The organism is Bifidobacterium sp. H6bp9 (assembly GCF_032193695.1).
In the GTDB taxonomy this organism is placed as follows: Bacteria; Actinomycetota; Actinomycetes; order Actinomycetales; family Bifidobacteriaceae; genus Bombiscardovia; species Bombiscardovia kimbladii.
The window spans coordinates 392,162-414,703 of the sequence record NZ_JASTZY010000001.1 but is presented as its reverse complement, the minus strand read 5'-3'; the positions used below and the strand labels follow the sequence as shown (position 1 = coordinate 414,703).

The window sequence follows — 22,542 nt, the reverse complement described above, 5'->3', positions numbered from 1 at the left end:
TCCGGGGGCTCAATAGTGCCCCCTCTGGTCTATATTGTGACTTTCGTCACGTTATGACGGATGTCTTTCGTGGGCCGGCACGCTCTGAGACAGTCTGGGACTTTCTGCCGGCCCTCATCGGCATCCGCGGAACATGAGGAGGGCCAATATCTTGGCTGGAACGCAGAAGCAGAAGCATGACCATCAAGTGAAGGAGCCGGCAGCCGGCAGGGAAGGCGGCCAGCCCGACAGCAGTGATCTGGCCCGCAGGGAGGTTGATGCCCTGGTCGTCCGCGCGCAGTCGGCTTTACGCGCCTTTGAAGAGCTCGACCAGGAGCATGTCGATCGGATCGTGGCCAAGGCCTCGATCGCGGCCCTGAACAAGCACCTTCCCCTGGCGCAGATGGCCGTGGAGGAGACCGGGCGCGGCCTGGTGGAGGACAAGGCCACCAAGAACATCTTCGCCTGCGAGCATGTGACCAATTACCTGGTCAAGCAGCGCACCGTGGGCATCATCAGCGAAAACGACGTGGACGGCATCATCGAGGTGGCCGAGCCGGTGGGAGTCGTGGCCGGCGTGACCCCGGTGACCAATCCCACCTCGACTGCCATCTTCAAGTCGCTGCTGGCTTTGAAGACCCGCTGTCCCATCGTCTTCGGATTCCACCCATACGCCCAGCGCTGCTCGGTGGAGGCGGCCCGGATCGTCCGCGACGCAGCCATCGAGGCGGGCGCTCCGCGCGATTGCATCCAGTGGATCGAGCACCCCTCAGTCGAGGCCACCGGCGCGCTCATGCAGCACCCCGGCGTGGCCACCATACTGGCCACCGGCGGTCCTGGCATGGTCAAGGCCGCCTACTCTTCGGGCAAGCCTGCCTTGGGTGTAGGAGCCGGCAATGCTCCGGCATATGTGGACCGCAGGGTCAACGTTCCCCGGGCCGTCAATGACCTGATCCTGTCCAAGCATTTCGACTACGGCATGATCTGCGCCACGGAGCAGGCCGTCATCGCCCATCAGGATGTGCATGACCGGGTGATCGAGGAGATGAAGCGGCGCAAGGCTTACTTCGTCAATCCCGAGGAGAAGGCCAAGCTGGAGGAGTACATGTTCGGCGTGCGGGCCCATGCTGGTGACGACGCTCCCGCTCCCAGGCTCAACTCCGAGGTTCCGGGCAAGTCTCCACAGTTCATCGCCCGTCAAGCCGGGTTCGAGATCCCCGAGGACGCGACCATCCTGGCAGCCCAATGCGACCAGGTGGGCCCCATGGAACCCCTGACCTTGGAGAAGCTGGCTCCGGTGCAGGCCGTGCTCAAGGCCCGCAACAAGGAAGAGGGCTTCGCCCTCTGCGAGCAGATGCTGCGCTACGGCGCCGGGCACACGGCAGCCATCCACACCGATGACGAGAGGCTGGTGCGCGAGTACGGGCAGCGCATGCACGCCTGCCGGATCGTCTGGAACCAGCCCAGCTCCCTGGGCGGCATCGGTGACATCTACAATGCCATCGCCCCCTCCCTGACCCTGGGCTGCGGCTCCTACGGCGGCAATTCCGTCTCGGGCAACGTCCAGGCGGTCAACCTGATCAATATCAAGCGGATCGCGCGGAGGAACAACAACATGCAGTGGTTCAAGGTGCCGGCCAAGACCTACTTCGAGGCCAACTCCGTCCGCTACCTGCGCGACATGTTCGGCATCCGCCGGGCCGTCATCGTATGCGACAAGGTCATGGAGCAGCTGGGGATCGTCGACAAGATCATCGATCAGCTGCGGGCCCGGCCCGAACCGGTCACCTTCCGCATCATCGACTATGTAGAGCCCGAGCCCAGCGTCGAGACAGTGGAGCGCGGTGCGGCCATGATGCGCGAAGAGTTCGGCCCCGACACCATCATCGCCGTGGGCGGCGGCAGCCCCATGGACGCGGCCAAGATCATGTGGCTGCTCTATGAGCATCCGGAGATCTCCTTTGCCGATGTTCGCGAGAAGTTCTTCGACATCCGCAAGCGGGCCTTCAAGATTCCGCCCCTGGGCACCAAGGCCAGGCTGGTCTGCATTCCCACCTCCTCGGGCACGGGTTCGGAGGTCACCCCATTCGCGGTCATCACCGACCATAAGACCGGATACAAGTACCCCATCACCGACTACGCCCTGACCCCCAGCGTGGCCATCGTGGACCCGGTTCTGGCCCGTACCCAGCCCAAGCGGCTGGCCTGCGACTCGGGCTTCGATGCCCTGACCCACTGCATGGAGGCCTTCGTCTCGGTCTACGCCAATGACTACACCGACGCCATGGCCCTGCACGCAGCCAAGCTGATCTGGGACAACCTGGAGCCTGCCGTGGGTACTGCCGGCGGCGAGGCCAAGGTACGCGCCCAGGAGAAGATGCACAATGCGGCGACCATGGCCGGCATGGCCTTCGGCTCGGCCTTCCTGGGCATGTGCCACGGCATGGCGCATACCATTGGCGCCCTCTGCCATGTGGCTCATGGGCGGGCCAACTCCATCCTCCTGCCCTATGTGATCCGCTATAACGGACGGATCCCGGACGAGCCGACCAGCTGGCCCAAGTACAGCGAGTATGTGGCCCCGGAGCGCTACAGGCAGATGGCCCATGTGCTGGGCATCGAATCCGCCACTCCCGAAGAGGGTGTGGAGCTCCTGGCCCGTGCCGTGGAATCCTACAGAGATGAGCGACTGGGTATGGATGCCTCCTTCCAAGCTGCCGGAGTGGACGAGGATCTCTACTGGCAGTCCTTGGATCAGATTGGCATGCGTGCCTATGAGGACCAGTGCACGCCCGCCAATCCCCGCATTCCGCTGATTGAGGACATGAAGGACATAGCTGTTGCCGCCTACTATGGGGTGAGCCAGGAGGAGGGCCACCGGATGCGGGTTGACCGCCAGGGCGAGGATGTGGTTCAGGAGGCCTCCCAGCGGGCTTGACAGGGCCTCAATTGAGTCGAGGGTTCCCCCAGGAAGTGGCGCGACACGCCCGGATTCTTCTAGGGGAACCCTCGTGCTTTAATAAGAAAGTTGCCTGTTTTGGGCTCGCATTTTGTCAATCACAATAGCGGGTGCAGCGAGGAGTCCCATCCCCACGGGATTCTCCACGGCTGCGCATGGATCCGGCTGAGGCCTGTCGGGAGGAATGTCTCCTTGCGGCCGTCGTTCCGTGCCCTCGAAACAGACTGGGTAATCAGTTCATAGATCGCTAGAAAGGGCGGACGGCAATGGCGGGACAGAAAATCCGCATCAGGCTAAAGTCCTATGACCATGAGGTCATCGACCAATCGGCGAAGAAGATCGTCGAGACGGTGACGAACGCGGGCGCAACTGTGGTTGGCCCCGTTCCGCTGCCGACTGAGAAGAACGTGTATGTCGTCATCCGTTCTCCTCATAAGTACAAGGACTCCCGCGAGCACTTCGAGATGCGCACCCACAAGCGCCTGATCGACATCGTGGATCCCACGCCCAAGGCTGTGGATTCGCTGATGCACATCGATCTGCCGGCGGACGTCAACATTGAGATCAAGCTGTAGGGGAGGAGGAAACCGCATGGCTGAAGAGCAGAGGAACCGCAAGGCTCTCTTGGGCCGCAAGCTGGGCATGTCCCAGGTCTGGGACGAGAACGGCTTCTTCGTCCCGGTGACCCTGGTGGACGTGTCCACCAACGTGGTGACCGCGGTCAAGAACCAGGAGAAGGACGGCTACCAGGCCATCCAGATCGGCTACGGGCAGATCGACCCCACCAAGGTGACCAAGCCGCTGGCCGGCCACTTCGCCAAGGCCGGAGTGACCCCGCGTCGTCATCTGGTCGAGGTTCGCACCGCCGATGCCGACAGCTACCAGCCCGGCCAGGAGCTGGGCCTGGATCTGCTGCCCGAGGGCAGCGAGGTCGATGTGACCGGCACCACCAAGGGCAAGGGCTTTGCCGGCACCATCAAGCGCTGGGGCTTCAAGTCCTACCGCCGCACCCACGGCTCGCACAAGAACGAGCGCCGCCCCGGTTCAGTGGGCGCCTGCGCCACGCCCAGCCGCATCCTCAAGGGCAAGCGGATGGCCGGCCGCATGGGTCATGACACCTCGACCGTCCAGAACCTGACCATCGTCTCCGCAGATGCCGAGAAGGGCGTCATCGCCATCAAGGGTGCCCTGCCCGGGCCCCGCGGCGCCATCGTCCTGGTTCGTTCGGCAGTGAAGGGAGCCTGAAACCATGGCTAAGTTGACTCTGAACATCACCGACGCCCAGGGCAAGAACACCGGGACCGTGGATGCGCCCGAGCAGATCTTCGGCATTGCCGAGGAGGATGTCCGCTCGCATGTGCCGCTGATCCATCAGGTGGTCGTCGCCCAGCTGGCTGCAGCCCGCCAGGGCACGCACTCGGTCAAGACCCGGTCCACCGTCTCCGGCGGCGGCCGCAAGCCTTGGAAGCAGAAGGGCACCGGTCGTGCTCGTCAGGGCTCCATCCGCGCTCCCCAGTGGACCGGTGGCGCCATTGTCCACGGCCCCCAGCCGCGCGACTACTCCCAGCGCACCCCCAAGAAGATGAAGGCCGCAGCCCTGCGCTACGTCCTGTCCGACCGGGTCAACGCCGGACGCGTGCACGTGGTCGATTTCGGCATTGGCGAGACCCCGTCCACCAAGGCCGCCAAGGCAGCCCTGCTGCCCCTGGTCGACAACAGATTCACCACCGTCGTGCTGTCCCGTGAGAACATCAACGAGTGGCTCTCCGTCAGGAACCTGCCCACCGTCCATGTCCTCTTCGCCGATCAGCTCAACACCTACGATGTGGTCACGGCCGAGGATGTCGTCTTCAGCAAGGATGGCTTCGACGCCTTCCTGGCTGTCAAGGGCGGCGCCAAGTCCGAGACCGTCAAGGAGGCCTGATTTTCATGGCAGCTATTCACAAGCCAGCGCACGACATCATTCTGCGTCCGGTCGTCTCCGAGAAGAGCTACGCCAACTCGGACCGCGGCCAGTACACATTCGTGGTGGACCCTGATGCCAACAAGGTCGCCATCAAGCAGGCCATCGAGCAGATCTTCAATGTGAAGGTCACATCGGTCAACACCCTCAATCGTCAGGGCAAGCGGACCCGGACCCGTACGGGCTGGGGTCGCCGCGCCGCCGAGAAGCGCGCCATCGTCAAGGTGGCCGAGGGCCAGTCGATCGATGTCTTCGGTACCAACAACTGAAGGCTAGCCGAGAAAAGTTAAGGAAGAACTAGATTATGGCTATCCGTACATACAAGCCGACGACCGCGGGCCGTCGCAACGCCTCGGTTTCGGACTTCGCCGAAATCACGCGCTCCAAGCCCGAGAAGTCGCTGGTTCGCAAGCTGAGCAAGACCGGCGGACGCAACTCCTATGGCCGCGTCACCAGCCGCCACCGCGGCGGCGGGCACAAGCGCCAGTACCGTCTCATCGACTTCCGCCGCTGGGACAAGGACGGCGTGCCAGCCAAGGTGGCTGAGATCGAATATGATCCCAACCGTTCGGCCCGCATTGCCCTTCTGCACTTCGCAGACGGCGAGAAGCGCTACATCATCGCCCCGCAGGGCATCAAGCAGGGTGACGTCATCGAGACCGGTCCCCAGGCCGATATCAAGCCCGGCAACAATTTGCCTCTGCGCAATATCCCGACCGGCACCATCGTCCACGCCATTGAGCTGCGGCCCCTGGGCGGCGCCAAGATCGCCCGCTCGGCCGGTGCTGCCGTCCAGCTGGTGGCCAAGGACGGGGCCTACGCCCAGCTGCGTATGCCCTCCGGCGAGATCCGCAACGTCGACTCCCGTTGCCGTGCAACCGTGGGCGAGGTCGGCAACAACGACCACGCCAACGTCCAGCTCGGCAAGGCAGGACGTGCCCGCTGGATGGGACGCAGGCCCATCACCCGCGGTGAATCCATGAACCCGGTCGACCACCCGCATGGCGGACGCACTCGTGGCGGCAAGCCGCCAGTGTCTCCCTGGGGCAAGGGCGAGGTCCGCACCCGCAGGCCCAAGAAGGCCTCCAACAAGATGATCGTGCGTCGTCGTCCAAATGGTAAGAACCGCAAGTAAGGGAGTGTCGGAAAGATGACTCGTAGCATCAAGAAGGGCCCATTCGTCGACGCCCACTTGCAGAAGAAAGTCGACGAGCAGAACGAGAAGGGCACCAAGAACGTCATCAAGACCTGGTCCCGTCGTTCCATGATCACCCCGGACTTCATCGGGCACACCTTCGCTGTGCACGATGGCCGCAAGCATGTCCCGGTCTTCGTCACCGAGGCCATGGTCGGCCACAAGCTCGGCGAATTCGCCCCCACCAGGACCTTCAGGGGTCACGTGAAGGACGACAAGAAAGCACGCCGCTGAGGCGAGGGAGAGTAGAGACACATGGAAGCTAAGGCAATTGCACGTCACGTTCGCGTGACGCCTCGCAAGGCTCGCCGCGTCGTCGACCTCATCCGAGGCAAGCAGGCGACCGAGGCCGTGACCATTCTGAAGTTCGCCCCCCAGGATGCGGCCGTTCCGGTCCGCAAGTGCCTGGAGAGCGCCATCGCCAACGCGCGTGTCAAGGCGGACAAGGCCAACCAGCCCTTCCGCGAGAACGAGCTGATGGTTCGTGAGACCTACGTGGACGAGGGCACCACCCTGAGGCGGTTCCGCGCCCGCGCCCAAGGTCGTGCGGCCCGCATCAACAAGCGGACCAGCCACATCACCGTCGTGGTGGCCGACAAGGAAGGAGCCCGATAATGGGGCAGAAGATCAACCCGTTTGGGTACCGACTCGGCATCACCGAGGAGCACCGCAGCAAGTGGTACTCCGACTCCAACAAGGCGGGGGAGCGTTACAGCGACTTCGTTCTTGAGGACGACAAGATCCGCAAGGAGATGAACAAGGATCTGGAACGCGCAGGCGTCTCCAAGATCGTCATCGAGCGGACCCGCGACCGCGTGCGCGTCGACATCCACACTGCCCGGCCGGGCATCGTCATCGGCCGTCGCGGCGCCGAGGCCGAGCGCGTGCGCGCCAAGCTGGAGAAGATCACCGGCAAGCAGGTCCAGCTGAACATCTTCGAGGTCAAGAACGCCTCCATAGATGCCCAGCTTGTTGCTCAGGGCATCGCCGAGCAGCTGACCAACCGCGTCACCTTCCGCCGGGCCATGCGCAAGGCTCAGCAGGATGCCATGCGGGCCGGCGCCAAGGGCATCAGGATCAAGCTGTCCGGCCGCCTGGGCGGAGCCGAGATGAGCCGTTCGGAGTTCTACCGCGAGGGTCGTGTGCCCCTGCAGACGCTCCGCGCCCTGATTGATTACGGCTTCTTCGAGGCCAGGACCACCTATGGCCGCATCGGCGTCAAGGTCTGGATCTACAAGGGCGACATGACCGAGCGTCAGTTCGAGGAGCAGCAGGCTCAGCAGAACAACCGCCCCGGTCGGCGTGGCGATCGTCGTCCCCGTCGTGGCGTGCGTCCCTCCGAGGGACGCACCCGCCGCGAGCAGGATGCAGCCAAGCAGAACAGCGGTGTATCCGCGCCGCCGGCGGCGGCTCAGGAGCAGACCGCCTCGGCCCCCGTCGCAACCGAAGCAAAGGAGTGAGCCGTGCTTATCCCAAAGAGGACTAAATACCGCAAGCAGCATCGTCCGGGTCGTTCGGGCATGTCCAAGGGCGGCAACGAGATCGCTTTCGGCGATTACGGCATCCAGGCCCTGGCTCCGGCCTACCTGACCAACCGGCAGATCGAGGCGGCCCGTATCGCCATGACACGGTACATCAAGCGTGGTGGCCGCGTCTGGATCACGGTCTTCCCGGATCGCCCCCTGACCAAGCACGCTCTGGGATCCCGAATGGGCTCCGGCAAGGGTGCGCCCGAGTTCTGGGTGGCCAACGTCCGTCCCGGCCGGGTGCTCTTCGAGATCGGCGGCGTGAGCGAGGATGTGGCCCGCGAGGCCCTTCGCCGCGCTACTGACAAGCTTCCCATGAAGTGCCGGATTATTGCACGTGAAGGCGGTGACATCTGATGTCAGTCGGAACAGCCGAGTATTCCATCAAGAATCTGAATGAAAAGACCAATGCGGAGATCGAGGATTTCCTGAAGAAGTCCAAGGAAGAGCTGTTCAACCTGCGCTTCCAGTCGGCCACCGGTCAGCTGGAGAACACCTCCCGCCTCAAGGCCGTCAAGCACGACATCGCCAGGATGTACACCGTCCTGCGTGAGCGCGAGCTGGGCATCAGCCAGGAGCCCGCCGAAGCAAAGGCCGAGAGCAAAGCTGAGGAGAAGTAAGCATGGCTGACAAGCAGGAGCGCAACTTCCGCAAGGTTCGCAGCGGCTACGTCGTGTCCGACAAGATGGACAAGACCATCACCGTAGAGCTGGAGCAGCGTTCGACCCACCCCCTGTACGGCAAGGTCGTCCGCAGCAACCGCAAGGTCAAGGCCCATGATGAGAAGAACGAGGCCCATGTGGGCGACTTCGTGAGTATCATGGAGACCCGTCCTCTGAGCAAGACCAAGCGCTGGCGTCTCGACTCCATCGTCGAGCGCGCCAAGTAACAAGTTCGGCCAGGCTCCGCATTTCATCCCGCCCTGGTGCGGGGTGTCTGCGGAGAACCAGCGCGGCTAAGGAGAATCAATGATTCAGCAGGAATCGCGGCTTCAGGTCGCCGACAACACGGGTGCCAAGGAGATCCTGGCCATCCGCGTGCTCGGCGGGTCGAAGCGACGCTATGCCGGCATTGGCGATGTGATCGTCGCCACCGTCAAGGATGCCATTCCCGGCGGGTCGGTCAAGAAGGGCGAGGTCGTCAAGGCGGTCGTCGTCCGCACGGTCAAGGAGCATCGTCGTCATGACGGCTCCTACATCAAGTTCGACGAGAACGCGGCGGTCATCCTCGGCACCGGCCGTGAGCCCCGCGGCACTCGTATCTTCGGACCGGTCGGTCGTGAGCTGCGCGACAAGCGCTTCATGAAGATCGTGTCCCTGGCACCGGAGGTGATCTGAAGTGGTAGCCAAGATCAAGACAGGCGACCAGGTCAAGGTCATCCGCGGCAAGGATCGCGGCAAGGAGGGCAAGGTTCTGCGGATTCTGCCCAATGACCGTCTGATCGTCGAGGGTATTCAGATCGTCAAGAAGCATGTGCGCGCCACCCAGCAGGGTCAGGAGTCGGGCATCGTCCCGACCGAGGCGCCCATCCATCGCTCAAACGTGATGGTCATCGATCCGGAGACCAAGAAGCCGACTCGCATCGGCGTAAACATCAAGGAGGAGGCGCGTGACGGCAAGGTCAAGGTCGTGCGCACCCGCTTCGCCAAGAAGTCAGGCAAGGAGCTGTCATGAGCGATACCACCGTTGAAGCACCGGCAGTCCCTCGTTTGCTGCAGCAGTACCGCGAGAGCATCGTGCCCGAGCTGGAGAAGGAGTTCAAGTTCTCCAACCCCATGCAGGTGCCCAGGATCGAAAAGGTCGTGGTCTCCATGGGCGTGGGGGCCGCGGCACGCGACTCCAAGCTGATCGAGGGTGCGGTCAAGGACCTGACGGCCATCACCGGCCAGAAGCCCAAGATCACCAAGGCCAAGAAGTCCGTGGCGCAGTTCCACCTGCGCGAGGGACAGGCCATTGGCGCCTTCGCCACCCTGCGCGGCGTGCGCATGTGGGAGTTCCTGGATCGTCTGCTGACCCTGGCTCTGCCCCGCATCCGCGACTTCCGCGGCATCAGCGACCGTCAGTTCGACGGCCAGGGCAACTACAACTTCGGTCTCACGGAGCAGTCCATGTTCCACGAGATCGATCCTGATCAGATCGATCACCAGCGTGGTATGGATATCACCGTGGTGACCTCCACCAAGAACGATCAGGAGGCCCGGGCGCTGCTCAAGCAGCTGGGCTTCCCCTTCAAGGAGAACTGATATGGCAAAAACCGCTCTGAGAAACAAGGCGGCACGCAAGCCGAAGTTCAAGGTGCGTGGCTACACGCGCTGCCAGGTCTGCGGTCGTCCCCATTCCGTCTATCGCAAGTTCGGCCTGTGCCGCATCTGCCTTCGCGAGAAGGCCCATCGCGGCGAGCTGCCGGGTGTGACGAAGTCCAGTTGGTAAAGATCGACGCTGAAGGTCCGCGGTCGCGGCAGTTTGCTGCCCGGCGGCGGAAACCACGGCGAGGAAGGGCATAAGCCCACATGACAATGACAGATCCCATCGCAGACATGCTGACACGTCTGCGTAATGCGAGTGCGGCCAAGCATGAGACAGTCGACATGCCGTACTCCAAGTTCAAGGCGAACATCGCGCAGATCCTCAAGCGCGAAGGCTTCATCGCCGATTACCGAGCCAAGGAAGCGCGCGTCGGGCAGGATCTGGAGATCACGCTCAAGTACGGTCCCGATGGACGTCAGTCCATTCAGGGCATCAAGCGCGTCTCCAAGCCCGGTCTGCGCCGCTACGCCAAGTCGGATTCCCTGCCCATGCCCCTGGGCGGTCTGGGAATCGCCATCATCTCGACCAGCTCGGGACTGATGACCCAGAAGGAATGCCTCGACAGGGGCATCGGCGGCGAAATCGTCGCCTACGTATGGTGAGAAAGGAGAGCTGAACATGGCATCGCATATTGGCAAGCTCCCCATCGCCGTTCCGGCAGGTGTGGAGGTGGCCTTCAAGGGCCAGGAATTCACCGCCAAGGGCCCCAAGGGCTCCGACGGGTACACGCTGCCCGAGGGCATCACCGGCAAGGTCGAGGGCAATCAGATCATCATGACCCCCGCCGACGAGGACCGCACCACCAAGGCCAAGCACGGACTGAGCCGCTCCATTGTGGCATCCATGGTCGAGGGCGTCTCCAAGGGCTACAGCAAGCACCTGCAGATCGTCGGCACCGGCTACCGCGTGGTCGCCAAGGGCAAGTCCCTGGAGTTCTCGCTGGGCTACTCGCACACCATCACTGTCGACCCCCCGGAGGGCATCACCTTCGAGACGCCGAACGCCAACGAAGTGGTCGTCTCCGGCATCGACAAGCAGGCTGTCGGCCAGGCTGCGGCAAACATCCGCGCCCTGCGTGCACCCGAGCCTTACAAGGGCAAGGGCATCAAGTACGCCGACGAGCACATCCTGCGCAAGGCTGGAAAGGCTGGTAAGTGATATGACGGTCTCGATACTAGGCAAAGGCAAGAAGATCGCCCGTCTGCGCCGCCATGCCCGTCTGCGCAAGCACGTCTCCGGCACGGCAGAGCGTCCCCGTCTGGTGGTCACACGTACCAACCGCAACATGATCGCCCAGATCGTCGACGACACCAGGGGCGTCACCCTGGTCAGCGAGTCGACCATGGCTTCGGACTACGGCTCCTTCAAGGGCACCAAGACCGAGGCTGCCCGCAAGGTGGGCGAGCAGATCGCGGCCAAGGCCAAGAAGGCCGGCATCACCACCGTGGTCTTCGACCGTGGTGGCAACAAGTACCACGGAAGGGTCGCAGCGGTTGCGGAAGGCGCCCGTGAGGGAGGTTTGGCACTGTGAGCGACAACGAAACGACAAAGGAAACAACCCAGGTGACTGAAGATTCCACAAATGCTCAGTCCAGCCAGGGTGGCAGAAGAGACCGGAACGACCGGAACGATGATCGCCGCGGTGGTCGTCGTGGCGGTTCCCGTGACGGCCGCAGGGATGGTCGTCGTGGCCGTCGCGACCGCGACGACCGTGACGACATGCTCGACAGGGTCGTGACCATCAACCGTGTGTCCAAGGTCCACAAGGGCGGCCGAACCTTCAGCTTCGCGGCTCTGGTGGTCGTGGGCGACGGCAAGGGCACTGTGGGCGTTGGCTACGGCAAGTCCCGCGAGGTTCCGGCAGCCATCTCCAAGGGTCAGCTGGACGCTAAGAAGCACATGTTCACTGTTCCCCGCATCCGCGGTACCGTCACCCACCCGGTGATCGGCCACGATGCGGCCGGCACTGTCCTCCTGCGGCCTGCGGCCCCCGGAACCGGCGTTATCGCCGGTGGTCCGGTCCGCGCCGTCCTGGAGTGCGCCGGCATCACCGACATCCTGAGCAAGTCCATGGGATCGGCCACGGCCGTCAACATGGTGCGGGCCACTGTGGCTGCCCTGAAGCAGCTGGAGGAGCCCGAGGAGATCGCGGCACGCCGCGGTCTGCCTCTGGAGGAGGTCGCCCCCGACTCCCTCCTGCGCGCACGTGCCGCCGGCATCGCCGACGAGCGCAAGGAACGCGAAGAGGCCAAGGCCAAGGCTGACGAGCAGTCGAAGGCAGGTGAGTGATGACCAAGCAGATCAAGATCACCCTGGTCAAGGGCGTGGCTCACGCCACCGACCGCCAGAAGGAGAACGTCAGGTCTCTGGGCCTTCACAAGATCGGCCAGTCGGTCCTGCGTGAGGACACCCCCGTCTACCGGGGGATGGCCGACAAGGTCCGCCACCTGGTGAACGTAGAGGAGGCAGACTGATTATGGCCAGCGACAAGCAAGAGCCCACCATCCTGCAGATGCATGACCTGCGTCCTGCTCCGGGCGCCAAGCGCGACCGCATTCGTGTGGGTCGCGGCGAGGGGTCCAAGGGCAAGACCTCCGGTCGTGGCAGCAAGGGCACCAAGGCCCGCTACCAGGTCCGCCCGGGCTTTGAAGGCGGCCAGCTGCCGCTGTACATGAGGCTGCCCAAGCTGCGCGGGTTCAGGAGCCCCTTCAAGAAGGAGTACCAGGTAGTCAACCTGGGTGCCCTGGAAGGACTCTTCCCCAAGGGAGGCGAGGTCACCGTTGAGGATCTGGTCAACAAGGGAGCCGTTCGCAAGGGCCGCCCTGTCAAGGTCCTGGGTGACGGCGACGTCAAGGCCGCTTTCACCCTCAAGGGCGTCAAGGCCTCGGCCTCGGCCAGAAGCAAGATAGAAGCCGCAGGCGGGTCCGTCTCCGAGAACTGATATTCGCAGGGGACAGACCGCAAGGCAGATGATTCCGGCCCTCCCCGCTCCAAGCGGGCGGGGGCCGGAATTCGTTTCCGACCCGGTTGCCATCATGATTTGACGAAACCATCGGTTAAGCTGGTCGGAGCAAGAAGGTGCGATGCACCGAGACCAACGCGCGGTCGCGTAGGGAGGGAACTTAGGTGAGGACGTTAATCCAGGCCTTCAAGACCAAGGAGCTGAGGAAGAAAATCTTCTTCGTTCTTGGCATCATCATCATCTATCGCATTGGGTCGTTCATACCTACCCCAGGCGTGGATTATCCTTCCGTGCAGAAGTGCATCACCACGGCCGGCAATGAGGACTTCATCGGTCTGGTAAACCTGTTCTCGGGCGGAGCTCTGCTGCAGCTGTCCATCTTCGCACTGGGCATCATGCCCTACATCACCGCATCCATCGTGGTGCAGCTGCTGCGCGTGGTCATTCCCCGCTTCGAGGCTCTGCACAAGGAGGGTCAGTCGGGCGAGGCCAAGCTGACCGAATACACCAGGTATCTGACCATCGGCCTGGCCGTGCTGCAGTCCACGACCATTCTGGTCACAGCCCGCAACGGTGCGCTTTTCAACGGGGCCTGCCAGCAGCAGGTCATTCCCGACAGCTCCGTTTGGAATCTGGTGGTCATGGTCCTGATCATGACCGGCGGCACCGGTCTGATCATGTGGATGGCCGAGTTGATCACCGACAAGGGCATCGGCAACGGCATGTCCGTCCTGATCTTCATCTCCATCTGCTCCGGCTTCCTGCCCCAGCTCTGGAACATCGGTTGGGGAACCAACGGCAAGAACGGCGACTGGGTCAAATTCGGCATTGTGGTGACTGTTCTGGTGGTCATCCTGATTCTGGTCGACTACGTAGAGCTGGCACAGCGCCGCATCCCCGTCCAGTACACCAGAAGAATGATCGGCCGCAAGATGTACGGCGGATCCTCCACCTATCTGCCGCTCAAGATCAATATGTCAGGCGTGATTCCCCCCATCTTCGCCTCCTCCATTCTGGCTATTCCCACCCTTATCGCCCAGTTCGGCAAGTCCGATCAGAACTGGGTCAAGTGGATCAACGCCAACATGGCCAATACGACCTCGGTCTGGTACATCGTGCTCTACTCGGTCATGATCGTCTTCTTCTGCTTCTTCTACACTTCAATCACTTTCAACCCTGACGAGACTGCCGACAACATGAAGGAGTACGGCGGCTTCATCCCGGGCATCAGGGCCGGACGGGCCACCAGCCGGTACCTGTCATATGTAATGAACCGGCTGAACACGGTCGGAGCCATCTACCTGCTCTTTGTGGCCCTGATTCCCACGGTGCTGATCATGCTGCTGAAGATCAACTCCAAGCTGCCCTTCGGCGGTACAACCATACTGATCATCGCCGGCGTCGGCCTGGACACCCTGCGCCAGGCCAGGGCGCAGACCGAGCAGTTCCAGTACACCGGCTTCCTGCTGGAGGGCGACCACAAGGAGGGCTGACCCTTCGGTCAAACATCTGCTGGTGGTATCAGTCCAAACAGATTAAGGTCCGGCCCTGTCACTTGTTGGCATGGAGCCGGACCATTTGTGTGTCAGGCCTGTGCCAGGAAGACCGTTCGTGTGAGTTTGGGAGCGGAACCTGCTCTTGGACCGGGCAGCCGCTAGCATACGTTAAAGAGGGTCCTGCGCGGTTTGGTCCGCCTGGGACTGCAGACCAAGAACATCAAGCAAAGGACAGGGAATGGCACAGCGACTGTTGATCATGGGACCTCAAGGTGTAGGCAAGGGCACGCAGGCGGCCTTGCTCAGCAAGCATTACGGGATTCCGGCCATATCCACTGGTGACATTTTCCGCTACAACCTAAAGAACGGAACCGAGCTGGGTAAGCAGGCCAAGTCCTACACCGACAAGGGCGAGCTGGTTCCAGACGAGCTGACCAACAAGATTGTCAAGGACCGCTTGGGCATGGATGATGCGGCCCAGGGCTGGATTCTGGACGGCTACCCCCGTTCGGCATCCCAGGTCGAGGCGCTGGACAAGATGCTCAAGGAGCTGGGCACTCCGCTGACGGCTGTGGTGGCCCTGGACGCCGACCATGAGGTGCTCATGCAGCGCATCGCCAAGCGGGCCAAGGAGGAGGGGCGAGCAGACGATACCCCCGAGGCCATAGCCAAGCGGCTGGATATCTATGCCAAGGAGACTGCCCCCCTGCTGAATACCTATAAGTCCCGTGGCCTTCTGGTCGCAGTGGACGGCCAGGGTGAGATCGACCAGATATCCAAGGAGATTGTCGCTCAGCTGGACAAGCGCTGATTCATAGCTTGTCAATTCATAGCTTGTCAGTCGAGAGGCCGGTCGCCGGCAAGACTCGCTGATAAGACGACCTGGAGCATAGAAGCTGCATGACCCCAAGGGGCGTGACAGCTTCTTTTTGTGCAGGGCGGAAAACCCACGAGTCCGCCCAACTCTGGCGAACAGGATGATAGCCTTGGTGCATTCAGGCCCTCTTGCGAGGGATATTGCATGTCGGTGATCGGCCGTAAAAGATAGAGCAATCGGTACAGAAACAGAAGAGGTCCACTTGAAGGGGTCTACGGTATCCGTGGTCAGATCGGATAAGCAGGAACCAGCGCGTCCAAAGCACACCATCCGAACCATTCTGCGCTCCCTGCGCGAATACCGGAAGGCCAGTTTTCTGGCTCCGGCCTTCGTCTTTTTGGAGAGCGTCCTTGAGATTGTGATCCCGACCATCATGGCCTCCCTGATTGACCAAGGGGTCTCGGGGAGGTCCATGCCGGCCATCTTCAAATTCGGGCTGATCCTGCTGGCCTGCTCGGCCGTCTCCCTGTTCTCCGGATTCATGTCCGGACGGTATGCGGCCATCGCCTCTTCCGGCCTGGCCAAGAATGTCCGCAGCGATCTGTTCGCCAAGGTGCAGTCCTTCAGCTTCACCAACATCGACCGCTTCTCAACCGGGTCCATCATCACCAGGCTGACCACCGATGTGACCAACCTGCAGAATGCCTATCAGATGGTTATCAGAGTGGGGGTCAGGGCGCCGATCATGGTCATTGTGGCCTGGCTCTTTTCCTATAGGATTTCCAGGCCCATATCCCTGGTCTTCCTGGTCGCCATCCCCATCCTGGGCTTCGGTCTGATTGGTCTGTCCCTGCTGGTTCATCCCATCTTCGAGCGGGTCTTCCACACCTACGACCACCTCAACAACGTGGTGGACGAGAACCTTCAGGGCATCAGAGTGGTCAAGTCCTACAACCGTGAAGACTACGAGGAGCGCAAATTCAACGGTATTTCCTCGGCCATCTACCGGGCCTTCTGCAAGGCTGAGCGGATTATGAGCCTGAACCCGGCATTGCTGAACTTCTGTATTTACGCCTCTCTGCTGGTCATATCCTGGATGGGTGCCTCCCAGATTGTGGCATCCGGGAACAATGCCGCCCTGGGGCTTACCACAGGAGATCTGACCGCCCTGGTCACCTATGCCATCCAGATCATGATGGCCATGAACATGGTCTCCATGATCGTGGTCATGGTCGTCATCTCCCAGGCCTCGGCCGAGCGCATCTGCCAGGTGCTCAACGAGGTCAGCACCGTGCATGATCCCGCCAAGCCGGTCATGAAGGTGGCCGACGGCTCCATCAGCTTCCAGGATGTGACCTTCCGCTACTCGGAGCGGTCCGAACGTCCCGTTCTGAGCCACATCAATCTGCAGGTTCCCTCGGGCTCCACCCTGGGCATCGTGGGCGGGACCGGCTCCTCCAAGTCCAGCCTGGTCCAGCTCATCCCCCGTCTCTACGACGTGACCGAGGGGTCCCTCCAGGTGGGCGGCGTGGACGTGCGCCAGTACGACCTGACCGTCCTGCGCGACCAGGTGGCCATGGTGCTCCAGAAGAATGTCCTGTTCACCGGGACCATCGCCGAGAACCTGCGCTGGGGCAATCCTCAAGCCACGGACGAAGATCTGGTGCGCGCCTGCACCCTGGCCCAGGCCGACGATTTCGTGCGGGAGTTTCCTGATGGCTATCAGACCTATCTGGACGAGGGCGGCACCAACCTTTCTGGCGGCCAGCGACAGCGTCTGTGCATAGCGCGGGCCCTGCTGAAGAAGCCCGACATTCTGATTCTGGACGACTCGACCAGCGCTGTGGACACCAAAACCGACCAGCTGATCCGCCGCGCCTTCAGCCAGGAAATCCCTGACACCACCAAGATCATCATCTCCCAGCGTCTGGCCTCTGTGGAGGACGCTGACATGATCGTGGTCCTGGAGGAGGGCAGGATTCTCGACAAGGGCACCCACCAGGAACTCCTGCGAACATGTCAGGAGTACCGATCCATCTATGAATCACAGACCAGAAACCAGAGCGAGGAGGACAAGGACCATGAGTGACGGATCATTCAAGGACCGCAAGCCCCGCCTGGACAAGGCCGCGCCGGGAACGACCCGTCGCATCCTGAGCTACCTGCTTGCCTACCGCTGGCAGCTGGCGGTGATCGTGGTCTGCATCATCATCAGCGCCGGGGCCCAGGCGGCATCGGCCTTCTTCCTCCAGCCGCTGATCGACCACTACATCCTGCCGCTGGTCGGGGCCGCCGACCCTGACTGGGGACCGCTGATGAGGACCCTGATCCTGATGGGCTGCCTCTATGCAGTGGGGACCTTCTGCTCCTGGTTCTGGAACTGGCTGATCGTCAAGGTGGAGCAGGGCACCCTGAAGACCATCCGCGATCAGATGTTCGCCCACCAGCAGGAGCTGCCCATCGGCTTCTTCGACACCCATGAGCATGGCGACACCATGAGCCGCTACACCAACGACACGGATACCCTCCGTCAGGCCATCTCCCAGTCCTTCCCGCAGATGGTCTCCTCGGTCCTGTCCGCCCTGGCAGCCCTGATCTCCATGCTCTGGCTCTCCATCCCCTTCACCGTCCTGACCCTGGTCTTCGCGGCGGTCCTTATTGTGGTGGTCCGGGTTCTGGTCACCCGAAGCGGCCGGTACTTCGTTCACCAGCAGCGCTATCTGGGCCAGGTGAACGCCTTTGTGGAAGAGGCCGTCAACGGGCAGAAGGTCATCAAGGTCTTCAACCATGAGGATGCCACCGCCAAGGTCTTCGAGGAGAGGAACGAGGAGCTCTTCCAGGCCTCGGCCCAGGCCAATACCTACGGCAACGTCACCATGCCGGTCGTGGGCAACATGGGCTACCTGCTCTATGTCATCCTGGCCATCGTGGGCGGTCTGGCCGGCATCGCGGGCATGGGCAATGTAGGACTGACCGGGGCTGGGCCGCTGACCCTGGGAACCATCGTCTCCCTTCTGACCCTCTCCCGCTCCTTCATCAACCCCATCGGCCAGGTCTCCATGCAGTTCAACATGGTCATGATGGCCCTGGCAGGCGCCTCCCGAATCTTCGACCTGATGGACCAGCCCGTCGAGTCCGACCAGGGCACGGTCAGATTGGTCAGCGTCGAACTGGCCTCGGACGGCCGGACCATGACCCCAGTCGACCATGAGACAGGGCACTGGGCCTGGAAGCGCGAGGCGGATGACGACGGCAGGCGCTCGCTGGAGGCCGCCATGAAGCTTCCCGGCGATGCCCGTGATGTGGCCCTGAAGGTCAAGGATCAGGCCATCACCTCCCCGGATGGGCGATACACCCTCCTCCAGGGGGATGTGCGATTCACCGACGTCAGCTTCGGATACGACCCGGGCAAGCCTGTCCTGCACGACATCACCTGGTTCGCCAAGCCCGGGCAGAAGGTGGCGCTGGTCGGTGCCACTGGTGCCGGCAAGACCACGATCACCAACCTGATCAACCGCTTCTATGACATCCAACAAGGCCAGATCCTCTATGACGGGATCGATGTGAGGAATATCCGCAAGCCTGACCTCCGCCGCTCCCTGGGCATCGTCCTTCAGGATGTCAACCTCTTCACAGGCACCGTCCTGGACAACATCCGCTACGGGCGCCTGGATGCCACGGACGAGGAGTGCATCGAGGCTGCCAGGATGACCAACGCCGACAGCTTCATCCGCATGCTTCCCCAGGGCTACCAGACCGTTCTTGAGGGGGATGGAAGCGGACTGTCCCAGGGTCAGCGACAGCTGATCTCGATTGCCAGGGCGGCGGTGGCCGATCCTCCGGCCATGATCCTGGACGAAGCCACTTCCTCAATCGACACCCGCACCGAGGAGGTGGTCCAGCAGGGCATGGACGCATTGATGCGCGGCCGGACGGTCTTCGTGATCGCCCATAGGCTCTCCACGGTTCGCAACTCCGATGTGATCATGGTCCTGGACCACGGGCGGATCATCGAGCGCGGCAATCACGATGAGCTGATGACCAGACACGGCGAATACTACCAGCTCTACACCGGCGCCCTGGAACTGGAGTAGGGCTCTCCGGAATTGCCAAACGTTGGGAGAAGGTATCGGTAGTTTTTGATTCGGCAATGAACAAAACCTGTGGGGCGGCACGTGACTGATGCCCCGCCCCTACGTGTAGCTGATGACTGGAACTTCGCCTGCAACCAAACTGGTTTCATCTGGCTCAAACCTCATATGGCAAGACTTTTCCCAAGTACTGGTGCACTAGGCACATGGGGAGTGGGCGCATCCGATGCCTGCTACTACCGGCTGCCGGACTTCGGCGAGCAGCACTTGGCTGTCTGGCGAATTGGGCCACAAGGGGATTCTTACTGGGAGGAAGATATGGTCAGGATTGCTTTCACTGGAGCCTGGCGGGTTCATTCCCCATCTGAGCTATTGGTATGCCATTAAAAGAAGGGCCTGACCCGCAAATTCAGCAGGCCAGGCCTATATGAATAGGAGTCAGATTCGATTTCAGAGGATGCCCTGGGCGACCATGGCATCGGCCACCTTGGTGAAGCCGGCCACGTTGGCGCCCAGCATCAGGTCGCCCTCATGCCCGTATTCCTTGGAGGCCTGGTAGGACTTCTGGAAGATCCCCGTCATAATATCCTTGAGCCGCTGATCCACCTCGTCGAAGGTCCACTGCAGGCGCAGGGAGTTCTGGCTCATCTCCAGGCCGGAGACGGCCACGCCGCCGGCATTGGCGGCCTTGGCGGGTCCGTAGAGCACCTTGTTATCCTGGTAGACCTGGATGGCCTCGGGGGTGGAGGGCATGTTGGCGCCTTCGCATACCACGGTGCATCCGTTGGCGACCAGGGTCTTTGCTGATTCCTCGTCGATTTCGTTCTGCGTGGCGCAGGGAAGGGCGATGTCGCAGGGCACAGTCCAGACGCCCTTGCAGCCCTCGTGGTACTCAGCGGAGTCCACACGGTCCGCATACTCGCGAATTCGGCCGCGGTGACCCAGCTTGATGTCCTTGACGACATCCAGGTCAATCCCCTTGGGATCGTAGACGTATCCGTTGGAGTCGGATGCCGTTACCACCTTGGCGCCCAGTTGCTGGGCCTTTTCGGTGGCGAAGATGGCCACGTTGCCCGAACCGGAGATGACGACGGTCTTGCCCTGGAAGGAATCCTTGCGCAGCGTCTGCAGGGCCTCCTGGGTGTAGTAGCACAGGCCGTAACCCGTGGCCTCGGTCCTGGCCAGGGAGCCGCCGAAGGTCAGGTCCTTGCCGGTCAGCACGCCCGAGTACTCGTCGCGCATTCTCTTGTACTGGCCGAACAGGTAGCCGATCTCGCGGGATCCCACGTTGATGTCGCCGGCGGGCACGTCGGTGAACTGGCCGATGTGGCGCTGCAGCTCAGTCATGAAGGCCTGGCAGAAGCGCATGACCTCGGCATCCGAGCGGCCTTTGGGGTCGAAGTCGGATCCTCCCTTGGCGCCGCCCATCGGCAGCCCGGTCAGCGAATTCTTCAGAATCTGCTCGAAACCCAGGAACTTGATGACCGACTCGGTCACGGTCGGGTGGAAGCGAAGGCCGCCCTTGTAGGGGCCGATGGCCGAATTGAATTGGATCCGGTAGCCGCGGTTGACCTGCACATGGCCTTGGTCATCGGTCCAGGCCACACGGAACTTGACTGCACGCTCGGGCTCGACCAGACGTTCCAGCACGCCGTTGGCCTCATACTCTGGATGCCGTTCCACCACGGGTTCCAGGCTGGAGAAAACTTCACGAACAGCCTGCAGGAATTCCGGCTGGTCGCCGTCGCGCTTCTCAACCTGCTGGTATACGCGCTTAATGTATTCGTTGGTGAGCATCTGAGCTCCTTTGACTAGGAATGGCCGGTCCGTCCGGTCCACATGCGATTGGGTCCGCCCTCAAGAGCCTGCGGGGGCTGGCGGAATCTTATCCTATGGTAAATGCCCCAAAGTTACGTCACAAGAATTCTGGCCCGTAATGTCTGACATGTGGTCATTCAAGGCCCGCAGAATGAGAGAACAAGGGAGGGCAGACAAGGCTGATGACGAAAGTTGAGTCTCATAGACTCAACTTTTATTCCTTGGGTGAACATCGGGTATGGAACCTGGCTCCCGCGGTTTGGACTAAGTGAAGGGCAGGGAGCCCAGGAGGACAGGTCAGGATGTCCACCCGGGGTTCCGGTCCGCAGAAACTATTGACTTTGAGAATCAGGAGATGCGATTATGGCTATGTTTCCCGCATTGATGAACAATTCGATCTTCGGCGACTTCTTCGACGATCCCTTCTTCAACAACTGGCGTGACGGGCGTCGGCAGGGCCAGGGCGCCAAGAACGCGCTGAACAGCCCCTTGATGAACACGGATGTGCGCGAGAAGGACGGGCAGTATCAGCTCTCCATCGACATGCCCGGCTTCGACAAGAAAGACATCGGCCTGCGTCTGGAGGACGGCTACCTGATCGTCTCCGCCCAGAAGAACGGTGACCAGGGCGACAAGGATGACCAGGGCCGGTGGATTCGGCGTGAGCGCTACACCGGGTCCTGCTCCCGCAGCTTCTATGTAGGCGACAAGGTCCGTCAGGAGGACATTCATGCCCACTATGCCAACGGCACCCTGGAGGTGACCCTGCCCAAGACCAGCATCGAACCGGCTGACAACACACAGAACATCGCCATCGAGGACTGAGGGATTCGGGTCCTTATCGGACCGTCTGAATGACTGCTATACTGATTGAGCGACAGCCGTTCAGACGGCCCTTTTGTCGTGTCAACACGCTATTGCCCAATTTTGGGCCCATCAATGCTATACTTACCATTTGGCGTGTCTTTCGGCGCGCTGTGTAACCGGCCGAGGATCGGATAGAAGGCTTATGGCAAAAGATGGTGTGATCGAGGTGGAAGGGCGTGTGGTCGAGGCCCTCCCCAATGCGATGTTCCGCGTCGAGCTCGAGAACAAGCACCTGGTGCTGGCCACCATTTCCGGCAAAATGCGCAAGAACTACATCCGCATTCTGCCCCAGGATCGGGTGGTGCTCGAAATGAGTCCCTACGATCTGAACCGCGGACGGATTACGTACCGTTATAAGTAACAAGGTACACAAGCAAAGGAAAACCATGAAGGTCAGCCCTAGTGTGAAGAGAATCTGCGAGAACTGCCGCGTGATTCGTCGTCACGGCCGCGTCATGGTGATCTGCAAAAACCCACGCCACAAGCAGCGCCAGGGCTGAGCGGATTCCCAGCGGCAACGAACACCAAAGGCGCTGAGTCACAGCCGACAGGCTGAACCCCG

General features: G+C 61.8%; 30 protein-coding genes. 29 read left to right on the top strand and 1 reads right to left on the bottom strand.

Features of this window, described 5'->3' with window-relative positions; translation table 11 throughout:
- The first annotated feature begins 187 nt into the window (after nucleotides 1–187).
- The 26 genes from adhE to QRX40_RS01660 all read left to right on the top strand — a co-directional run bounded on the left by adhE (nucleotide 188) and on the right by QRX40_RS01660 (nucleotide 19,298).
- Complete coding sequence (adhE, locus tag QRX40_RS01785; RefSeq protein WP_396184244.1) at nucleotides 188–2,917, top strand: bifunctional acetaldehyde-CoA/alcohol dehydrogenase; 2,730 nt, start codon at nucleotides 188–190, stop codon at nucleotides 2,915–2,917.
- Between the two features lie 287 nt (nucleotides 2,918–3,204).
- Nucleotides 3,205–3,513: a 30S ribosomal protein S10 gene (gene rpsJ, locus QRX40_RS01780; protein WP_006295278.1), complete on the top strand. Its 309-nt coding sequence runs from the start codon at nucleotides 3,205–3,207 to the stop codon at nucleotides 3,511–3,513.
- 16 nt (nucleotides 3,514–3,529) lie between these two features.
- Complete coding sequence (gene rplC / locus QRX40_RS01775) at nucleotides 3,530–4,183, top strand: 50S ribosomal protein L3 (protein WP_015022359.1); 654 nt, start codon at nucleotides 3,530–3,532, stop codon at nucleotides 4,181–4,183.
- A gap of 4 nt (nucleotides 4,184–4,187) precedes the next feature.
- On the top strand, nucleotides 4,188–4,862 hold the full coding sequence (gene rplD / locus QRX40_RS01770; RefSeq protein WP_015022358.1) for a 50S ribosomal protein L4: 675 nt from the start codon (nucleotides 4,188–4,190) through the stop codon (nucleotides 4,860–4,862).
- 5 nt (nucleotides 4,863–4,867) lie between these two features.
- Nucleotides 4,868–5,170, top strand: coding sequence for a 50S ribosomal protein L23 (gene rplW, locus QRX40_RS01765; protein WP_015022357.1), 303 nt, complete (start codon nucleotides 4,868–4,870; stop codon nucleotides 5,168–5,170).
- A gap of 35 nt (nucleotides 5,171–5,205) precedes the next feature.
- The gene (rplB, locus tag QRX40_RS01760; RefSeq protein ID WP_015022356.1) at nucleotides 5,206–6,036 is read left to right on the top strand and encodes a 50S ribosomal protein L2; all 831 of its coding nucleotides are present in this window, start codon (nucleotides 5,206–5,208) and stop codon (nucleotides 6,034–6,036) included.
- A 15-nt stretch (nucleotides 6,037–6,051) separates the two neighbouring features.
- Nucleotides 6,052–6,330 (top strand): 30S ribosomal protein S19, encoded by a 279-nt coding sequence (gene rpsS, locus QRX40_RS01755; RefSeq protein WP_015022355.1) that lies wholly within the window; start codon nucleotides 6,052–6,054, stop codon nucleotides 6,328–6,330.
- A 21-nt stretch (nucleotides 6,331–6,351) separates the two neighbouring features.
- Complete coding sequence (rplV, locus tag QRX40_RS01750) at nucleotides 6,352–6,711, top strand: 50S ribosomal protein L22 (protein ID WP_045924817.1); 360 nt, start codon at nucleotides 6,352–6,354, stop codon at nucleotides 6,709–6,711.
- Nucleotides 6,711–7,556 carry a 30S ribosomal protein S3 gene (rpsC, locus tag QRX40_RS01745; RefSeq protein ID WP_313835877.1) on the top strand — a complete coding sequence of 282 codons (846 nt, stop codon included), beginning with the start codon at nucleotides 6,711–6,713 and terminating at the stop codon, nucleotides 7,554–7,556. The genes rplV and rpsC overlap by 1 nt, the downstream gene beginning before the upstream one ends.
- A gap of 3 nt (nucleotides 7,557–7,559) precedes the next feature.
- Nucleotides 7,560–7,979: a 50S ribosomal protein L16 gene (rplP, locus tag QRX40_RS01740; protein ID WP_015022352.1), complete on the top strand. Its 420-nt coding sequence runs from the start codon at nucleotides 7,560–7,562 to the stop codon at nucleotides 7,977–7,979.
- On the top strand, nucleotides 7,979–8,242 hold the full coding sequence (gene rpmC, locus QRX40_RS01735) for a 50S ribosomal protein L29 (RefSeq protein WP_015022351.1): 264 nt from the start codon (nucleotides 7,979–7,981) through the stop codon (nucleotides 8,240–8,242). The genes rplP and rpmC overlap by 1 nt, the downstream gene beginning before the upstream one ends.
- Before the next feature lie 2 nt (nucleotides 8,243–8,244).
- The gene (rpsQ, locus tag QRX40_RS01730) at nucleotides 8,245–8,511 is read left to right on the top strand and encodes a 30S ribosomal protein S17 (protein ID WP_015022350.1); all 267 of its coding nucleotides are present in this window, start codon (nucleotides 8,245–8,247) and stop codon (nucleotides 8,509–8,511) included.
- A gap of 79 nt (nucleotides 8,512–8,590) precedes the next feature.
- Nucleotides 8,591–8,959, top strand: a complete 369-nt coding sequence (gene rplN, locus QRX40_RS01725) for a 50S ribosomal protein L14 (RefSeq protein WP_015022349.1) — start codon at nucleotides 8,591–8,593, stop codon at nucleotides 8,957–8,959.
- Between the two features lies 1 nt (nucleotide 8,960).
- Complete coding sequence (gene rplX / locus QRX40_RS01720) at nucleotides 8,961–9,296, top strand: 50S ribosomal protein L24 (RefSeq protein WP_015022348.1); 336 nt, start codon at nucleotides 8,961–8,963, stop codon at nucleotides 9,294–9,296.
- Nucleotides 9,293–9,865: a 50S ribosomal protein L5 gene (gene rplE / locus QRX40_RS01715; protein ID WP_024626788.1), complete on the top strand. Its 573-nt coding sequence runs from the start codon at nucleotides 9,293–9,295 to the stop codon at nucleotides 9,863–9,865. The genes rplX and rplE overlap by 4 nt, the downstream gene beginning before the upstream one ends.
- Before the next feature lies 1 nt (nucleotide 9,866).
- Nucleotides 9,867–10,052: a type Z 30S ribosomal protein S14 gene (locus QRX40_RS01710; RefSeq protein WP_015022346.1), complete on the top strand. Its 186-nt coding sequence runs from the start codon at nucleotides 9,867–9,869 to the stop codon at nucleotides 10,050–10,052.
- Nucleotides 10,053–10,132: 80 nt separating this feature from the next.
- Nucleotides 10,133–10,531, top strand: a complete 399-nt coding sequence (gene rpsH, locus QRX40_RS01705; RefSeq protein ID WP_024626787.1) for a 30S ribosomal protein S8 — start codon at nucleotides 10,133–10,135, stop codon at nucleotides 10,529–10,531.
- A gap of 16 nt (nucleotides 10,532–10,547) precedes the next feature.
- Nucleotides 10,548–11,087, top strand: coding sequence for a 50S ribosomal protein L6 (gene rplF, locus QRX40_RS01700; protein ID WP_313835872.1), 540 nt, complete (start codon nucleotides 10,548–10,550; stop codon nucleotides 11,085–11,087).
- A 1-nt stretch (nucleotide 11,088) separates the two neighbouring features.
- Nucleotides 11,089–11,460, top strand: a complete 372-nt coding sequence (gene rplR, locus QRX40_RS01695) for a 50S ribosomal protein L18 (RefSeq protein ID WP_015022343.1) — start codon at nucleotides 11,089–11,091, stop codon at nucleotides 11,458–11,460.
- Nucleotides 11,457–12,218, top strand: coding sequence for a 30S ribosomal protein S5 (gene rpsE / locus QRX40_RS01690; RefSeq protein WP_045924815.1), 762 nt, complete (start codon nucleotides 11,457–11,459; stop codon nucleotides 12,216–12,218). The genes rplR and rpsE overlap by 4 nt, the downstream gene beginning before the upstream one ends.
- Nucleotides 12,218–12,403: a 50S ribosomal protein L30 gene (rpmD, locus tag QRX40_RS01685; protein ID WP_015022341.1), complete on the top strand. Its 186-nt coding sequence runs from the start codon at nucleotides 12,218–12,220 to the stop codon at nucleotides 12,401–12,403. Before rpsE ends, rpmD begins: the two co-directional genes overlap by 1 nt.
- A gap of 2 nt (nucleotides 12,404–12,405) precedes the next feature.
- Nucleotides 12,406–12,870 carry a 50S ribosomal protein L15 gene (gene rplO, locus QRX40_RS01680; protein ID WP_313835869.1) on the top strand — a complete coding sequence of 155 codons (465 nt, stop codon included), beginning with the start codon at nucleotides 12,406–12,408 and terminating at the stop codon, nucleotides 12,868–12,870.
- A 185-nt stretch (nucleotides 12,871–13,055) separates the two neighbouring features.
- On the top strand, nucleotides 13,056–14,384 hold the full coding sequence (gene secY, locus QRX40_RS01675) for a preprotein translocase subunit SecY (protein WP_024626782.1): 1,329 nt from the start codon (nucleotides 13,056–13,058) through the stop codon (nucleotides 14,382–14,384).
- Between the two features lie 241 nt (nucleotides 14,385–14,625).
- Entirely contained in the window at nucleotides 14,626–15,198 is a 573-nt protein-coding gene (locus QRX40_RS01670) for an adenylate kinase (protein WP_313835868.1), read from the top strand.
- Nucleotides 15,199–15,487: 289 nt separating this feature from the next.
- Complete coding sequence (locus QRX40_RS01665) at nucleotides 15,488–17,293, top strand: ABC transporter ATP-binding protein (RefSeq protein ID WP_396184131.1); 1,806 nt, start codon at nucleotides 15,488–15,490, stop codon at nucleotides 17,291–17,293.
- On the top strand, nucleotides 17,286–19,298 hold the full coding sequence (locus QRX40_RS01660; protein WP_313835865.1) for an ABC transporter ATP-binding protein: 2,013 nt from the start codon (nucleotides 17,286–17,288) through the stop codon (nucleotides 19,296–19,298). Before QRX40_RS01665 ends, QRX40_RS01660 begins: the two co-directional genes overlap by 8 nt.
- A 447-nt stretch (nucleotides 19,299–19,745) precedes the next feature.
- Here the strand turns inward: QRX40_RS01660 and gdhA are convergent, their stop codons facing one another.
- Nucleotides 19,746–21,092 (bottom strand): NADP-specific glutamate dehydrogenase, encoded by a 1,347-nt coding sequence (gene gdhA, locus QRX40_RS01655; protein WP_045924809.1) that lies wholly within the window; start codon nucleotides 21,090–21,092, stop codon nucleotides 19,746–19,748.
- Between the two features lie 384 nt (nucleotides 21,093–21,476).
- Here gdhA and QRX40_RS01650 point away from each other — a divergent pair, with 384 nt between their 5' ends.
- The 3 genes from QRX40_RS01650 to rpmJ all read left to right on the top strand — a co-directional run bounded on the left by QRX40_RS01650 (nucleotide 21,477) and on the right by rpmJ (nucleotide 22,480).
- Nucleotides 21,477–21,938 carry an Hsp20/alpha crystallin family protein gene (locus QRX40_RS01650; RefSeq protein ID WP_029678055.1) on the top strand — a complete coding sequence of 154 codons (462 nt, stop codon included), beginning with the start codon at nucleotides 21,477–21,479 and terminating at the stop codon, nucleotides 21,936–21,938.
- A gap of 184 nt (nucleotides 21,939–22,122) precedes the next feature.
- The gene (infA, locus tag QRX40_RS01645) at nucleotides 22,123–22,341 is read left to right on the top strand and encodes a translation initiation factor IF-1 (RefSeq protein ID WP_015022331.1); all 219 of its coding nucleotides are present in this window, start codon (nucleotides 22,123–22,125) and stop codon (nucleotides 22,339–22,341) included.
- A gap of 25 nt (nucleotides 22,342–22,366) precedes the next feature.
- Nucleotides 22,367–22,480 carry a 50S ribosomal protein L36 gene (gene rpmJ / locus QRX40_RS01640; RefSeq protein ID WP_015022330.1) on the top strand — a complete coding sequence of 38 codons (114 nt, stop codon included), beginning with the start codon at nucleotides 22,367–22,369 and terminating at the stop codon, nucleotides 22,478–22,480.
- The last annotated feature ends 62 nt before the right edge of the window (nucleotides 22,481–22,542 follow it).